Genomic DNA, 3493 nt, shown 5'->3' on the forward strand with positions numbered 1-3493 from the left:
GCCGCCGCGGCCGGGCCGTCGCCGACGAGGGCCTGGCGCACGGTGCCCTTGCGGCAGCCGGTCAGCACCAGCACGTGCCCGCGCAGCTCCTCCACCACCTGGTCGAGGTCGTAGACCGGCCGGCCTTTCCGGCCGCCCTTGGCCAGCTGGGCGTGCGAGATCACCCGGCACAGCCGCCGATAACCCTCCACCCCGCGCGCCAGGGCGAGCAGGTGCGAGCCCTCGGGGTCGGGGACGCCGCCCTGGGGCGCGGACAGGCCGAGCGACAGTTCGGCGCCGTGGCCGGTGCGGATACCGAGCTCGCGGCCGGCCTCGGCGAAACGGACCGCGCCGTACATGCCGTCGTGATCAGCCAGCACCACGGCGTCCAGACCGAGTCGCGCCGCTTCTTCGACGAGCTGTTCGGGATGGCTGGCGCCGTCGAGGAAGCTGAAGTTGGAGTGACAGTGCAGCTCCGCATACGGCACCCGCCCGCCGCCGGCCTCGACATCGGCCCGCGGCCGCAACCCCACGGGCGGCTGGTAGCCCTCCCGCTTGTGCGAACGCGGCGCCTCCTCGGCACCAGGCGGCTCGGCCCCGCCGCCGCGCCCGGAGGCCAGGCGCTCCAGCTCCGACCACGACATCGCTCTGCCGCCGTTGAACGCCATGACGAACCCCCGCACCTCACGCCGCGGGGAAGACGGCAGCCGTAGTCGAACGCGTGTTCGTCAGAATGCCGCTGAGGTGCGGTTTTCGCAACCTGCTCGTCGTCACCAATGGGCTGAATGGGTGACAGAACCTGGCCGGGGCCGGGCCTAGTGGAAGGTGGTCGGGGGGCCTGGTTGTCGGATGGCGCGGTGGACCAGACGGGCCCGTCGGTGCCGTCTACGCCACACCCGCCGGCCGCCTGTCGGGCACGGCGGCGCGCCGGCGTGGACCTACGGTCGCCACGAACCACGGGGACCACGAACAAGGGAGCGGGCATGGCCGAAGACGAGCAGACGTCGAAGAAGTGCTTCCGCTGCCAGAAGTCCGAACCCGGCGAGGGCGGCGTGCTGTGCGCGGGGTGCCTGACGGAGATCACCGGCTTCGTGGTGCCGTGGGACGACGTGATCGCGAACTCGAAGCAGCTCTCCAGCCAGTACGCGCTCCGGCGATGAGCAGACGTTGCTGATGGATGGCATCCCGCGGTAGGCCGGGGGCGGCGACGGCCCCGGTCACACGGTGACCGCAGTCAGCACTCCGGGCAGCGATGACCACTCCTGCCATCCGGCCCGTCAGGTGCCGTCGGCGGCCAGTGCTTTCGCCGCTGACGAATACCGGGCGAACACCGCGCCGAGCCCGACCAGGTTGAGGGCGCGGTCGAGGTAGCGTCCGCCAGCCGCAGCTCGGTGCTCTCACCGGTGGCCTCGCGGGCCTCCACGAGGGCTCCGAGTGCGGCCGAGGAGAAGAACTCGACCTCGGTCACGTCGAGCACCAGCACCGGCGGGGCTTCGACGAGGGCCTCGCGGATCGCGTGCCGCAGCTGGGGCGTGGTGAGCACGTCGAACTCGCCGCGCGCGCTGAGCACCACCGCGGGGCCCTCGCGGCGCTGGCTGAGGCTCGCCTGTACTCCGGGCGCGGCTGTGTCCCCTCCGGAGTTTGGTCGAAGTCCTGCAAGACCCCGATTTTGGAGTAGCGGTCACCGCGCTGCACAGCGATAGCTCGCAGGCACCATGCCACGCCGCATCAGCGATTCTTGTCCGAGAGTGACCGGGGCGCAGGTGTGGCCGGCGTCGTATGGTGGTGGTCAACTCGCCCGGTTCAGTCACGTGCCCGGTGGGCCAGCGGCGATCACTCCGGACTGCAGCCGGGGCTCACCGTGCCGGCGTCACCGCGGCCCCCGGACCCAGGGCCGCCGCGTCCATTTCCTCCGCGCCGGAACCCGGCAGCGATCGAGGGCTGAACTCCGGGCACCGCGCACGTCTACTACGACCAGGCGCAAGCGGCGAGCACCTCGTGGCCTGGGTAGACCCCCTCCCGGTGCTCTCGGCGCCGCGCGTGGCACCCGCCCTCCTGCTCGGTGTGTTTCCGACGGGGTGATCGGGTAGGCAGGGTGGCGCGCCGGTGAAGGCCACCGTGTGGTCTGGGAGCGGCGTGTCCGCAGGCGGCCCCGGCGGTCAAGCAGCGGCTGTGGGGTCGCTTTGCGCGTGTGCCGGCACGGTGGCGAGGAACTCGTCCAGGAACGCTTGTGCGACGTCGCGGAGCTTGACGTTGGTGTCCTGCGACAGCGTCACGAGCACGTCGAAGGCCTCCTGCGGGCCGCAGCGGCGCTGGGCCATCAGCACGCCTTTGGCCTGCTCGATCACGCCTCGGGTCCGCAGCGCCTCCCGCAGCTGCCGGTTCTCCTCGGCGAGCACCGCCGCGGCATCGACGTCGTCGGGCGCGGGGGGAGCAGCCGGCGCTGAGCAGCTTGTCGGCTCGGTCTGTGCGTCCACCAACGACATGGTTGCTCCCCTCGATTCGCCGGCCACCCGATCCGGCAGGACGTCCGAATTTACCCCGTCGGGTGGTCGCGTGAAACCGACGTTCCCGCTGGTGGAGGCCCGGGGGTATTCAGCCCCAGTCCACGGCTGCGCCCGAGAGCTTCTACGAGGCCGGCCAGTGGAAGCCGAAGCTCGAGGGCAACCAGCAGGCCTCGCACACCCACGACTCGAAAGAGGAGGCGGCGGCCAAGTAAGTGGCCAAGGCGATAGCGCCCGTCTGATCGGGCGACAACTGGATGGGAGCCCGCCCAGCCGCCGCCTGGGGGAGTCCGAACTTACTTACCCTGCGTCAAGAGCCAACGACCGCTTTCGCCCGAGCTGAAGATCATTTTTCCGGTCGTCGCTGCATCGGGCCTGCCGCCGACTCCGTCGGCGCACGAGGACCGTTGCCGCGGCGGTCCCGGCGCTCGTCATCGCCCTGGCCGCGCTCGTGCACGAGGTTAGCCAGCTCGTGCACCCAGCCTCGTGATGCTCCCGGCTGGGTCACGCTCGAAAACCTGGCCGTCCAGGCTTTCGGCCTTGACCTGCAGATTTCATGTCTTCCCGATGACGTGCCGAAGGCTTGGGGTGATCGAGTCCAGGCAACAGCGGCGGGCCTGACTAGAAGCCCTGGTGACCTGCGTCTTTGACCAGCTCGCGGAAGTCCCGCAAGAGGGGGATTCGGGCGTAACCCTTCGCGTAGCGGAGCTCATGGATCATCTTCACCAGGTCGGTGTTGTCGACGGTCTTTGCGCCATGCCTCGGCGATTCCGGGGGCGTAGATCGGAACGGTCTTCTGGAATCGGTCGCGCACACGCAGGCTGGGGCCGTTACCGGTGTGAGGTCGGAGAAAGCGAGCTCGTTGCGAACTTCATCGAGGCTGGTCTTGTCCACGTCGCCGGCGAACTGGAGGCCTGTCGTTGCTTCGTGAAAACTGACCCCCAGGAGTCTTCCGAAAGTTGACCCCTCTGAGGTAGGAGGGTGCTGAACGTGGAGGACTGGGCGGAGAT

General features: G+C 69.8%; 6 protein-coding genes. 2 read left to right on the forward strand and 4 right to left on the reverse strand.

Annotated features, from left to right (window positions below; translation table 11 throughout):
* Positions 1-647, reverse strand: a 647-nt coding sequence (locus tag AB0F91_RS46925; RefSeq protein WP_360608978.1) for a PHP domain-containing protein, incomplete at its 3' end; no start/stop codon positions are given.
* A gap of 315 nt (positions 648-962) precedes the next feature.
* Between AB0F91_RS46925 and AB0F91_RS46930 the strand changes: the two genes are divergently transcribed.
* The gene (locus AB0F91_RS46930; RefSeq protein ID WP_360608980.1) at positions 963-1139 is read left to right on the forward strand and encodes a hypothetical protein; all 177 of its coding nucleotides are present in this window, start codon (positions 963-965) and stop codon (positions 1137-1139) included.
* A 74-nt stretch (positions 1140-1213) separates the two neighbouring features.
* Here AB0F91_RS46930 and AB0F91_RS46935 read toward each other — a convergent pair whose 3' ends face one another.
* Both AB0F91_RS46935 and AB0F91_RS46940 read right to left on the reverse strand, forming a co-directional pair.
* Positions 1214-1552: an STAS domain-containing protein gene (locus AB0F91_RS46935; RefSeq protein WP_360608982.1), complete on the reverse strand. Its 339-nt coding sequence runs from the start codon at positions 1550-1552 to the stop codon at positions 1214-1216.
* Positions 1553-2138: 586 nt separating this feature from the next.
* Positions 2139-2465, reverse strand: coding sequence for an ANTAR domain-containing protein (locus AB0F91_RS46940; protein WP_360608984.1), 327 nt, complete (start codon positions 2463-2465; stop codon positions 2139-2141).
* A 107-nt stretch (positions 2466-2572) separates the two neighbouring features.
* Here AB0F91_RS46940 and AB0F91_RS46945 point away from each other — a divergent pair, with 107 nt between their 5' ends.
* On the forward strand, positions 2573-2698 hold the full coding sequence (locus AB0F91_RS46945; protein ID WP_360608988.1) for a DUF2188 domain-containing protein: 126 nt from the start codon (positions 2573-2575) through the stop codon (positions 2696-2698).
* Between the two features lie 406 nt (positions 2699-3104).
* Here AB0F91_RS46945 and AB0F91_RS46950 read toward each other — a convergent pair.
* Positions 3105-3493: hypothetical protein (locus AB0F91_RS46950; RefSeq protein WP_360608986.1), on the reverse strand; the 389-nt coding region annotated here is incomplete at its 5' end.

Source organism: Amycolatopsis sp. NPDC023774 (genome assembly GCF_040639695.1).
GTDB lineage: Bacteria > Actinomycetota > Actinomycetes > Mycobacteriales > Pseudonocardiaceae > Amycolatopsis.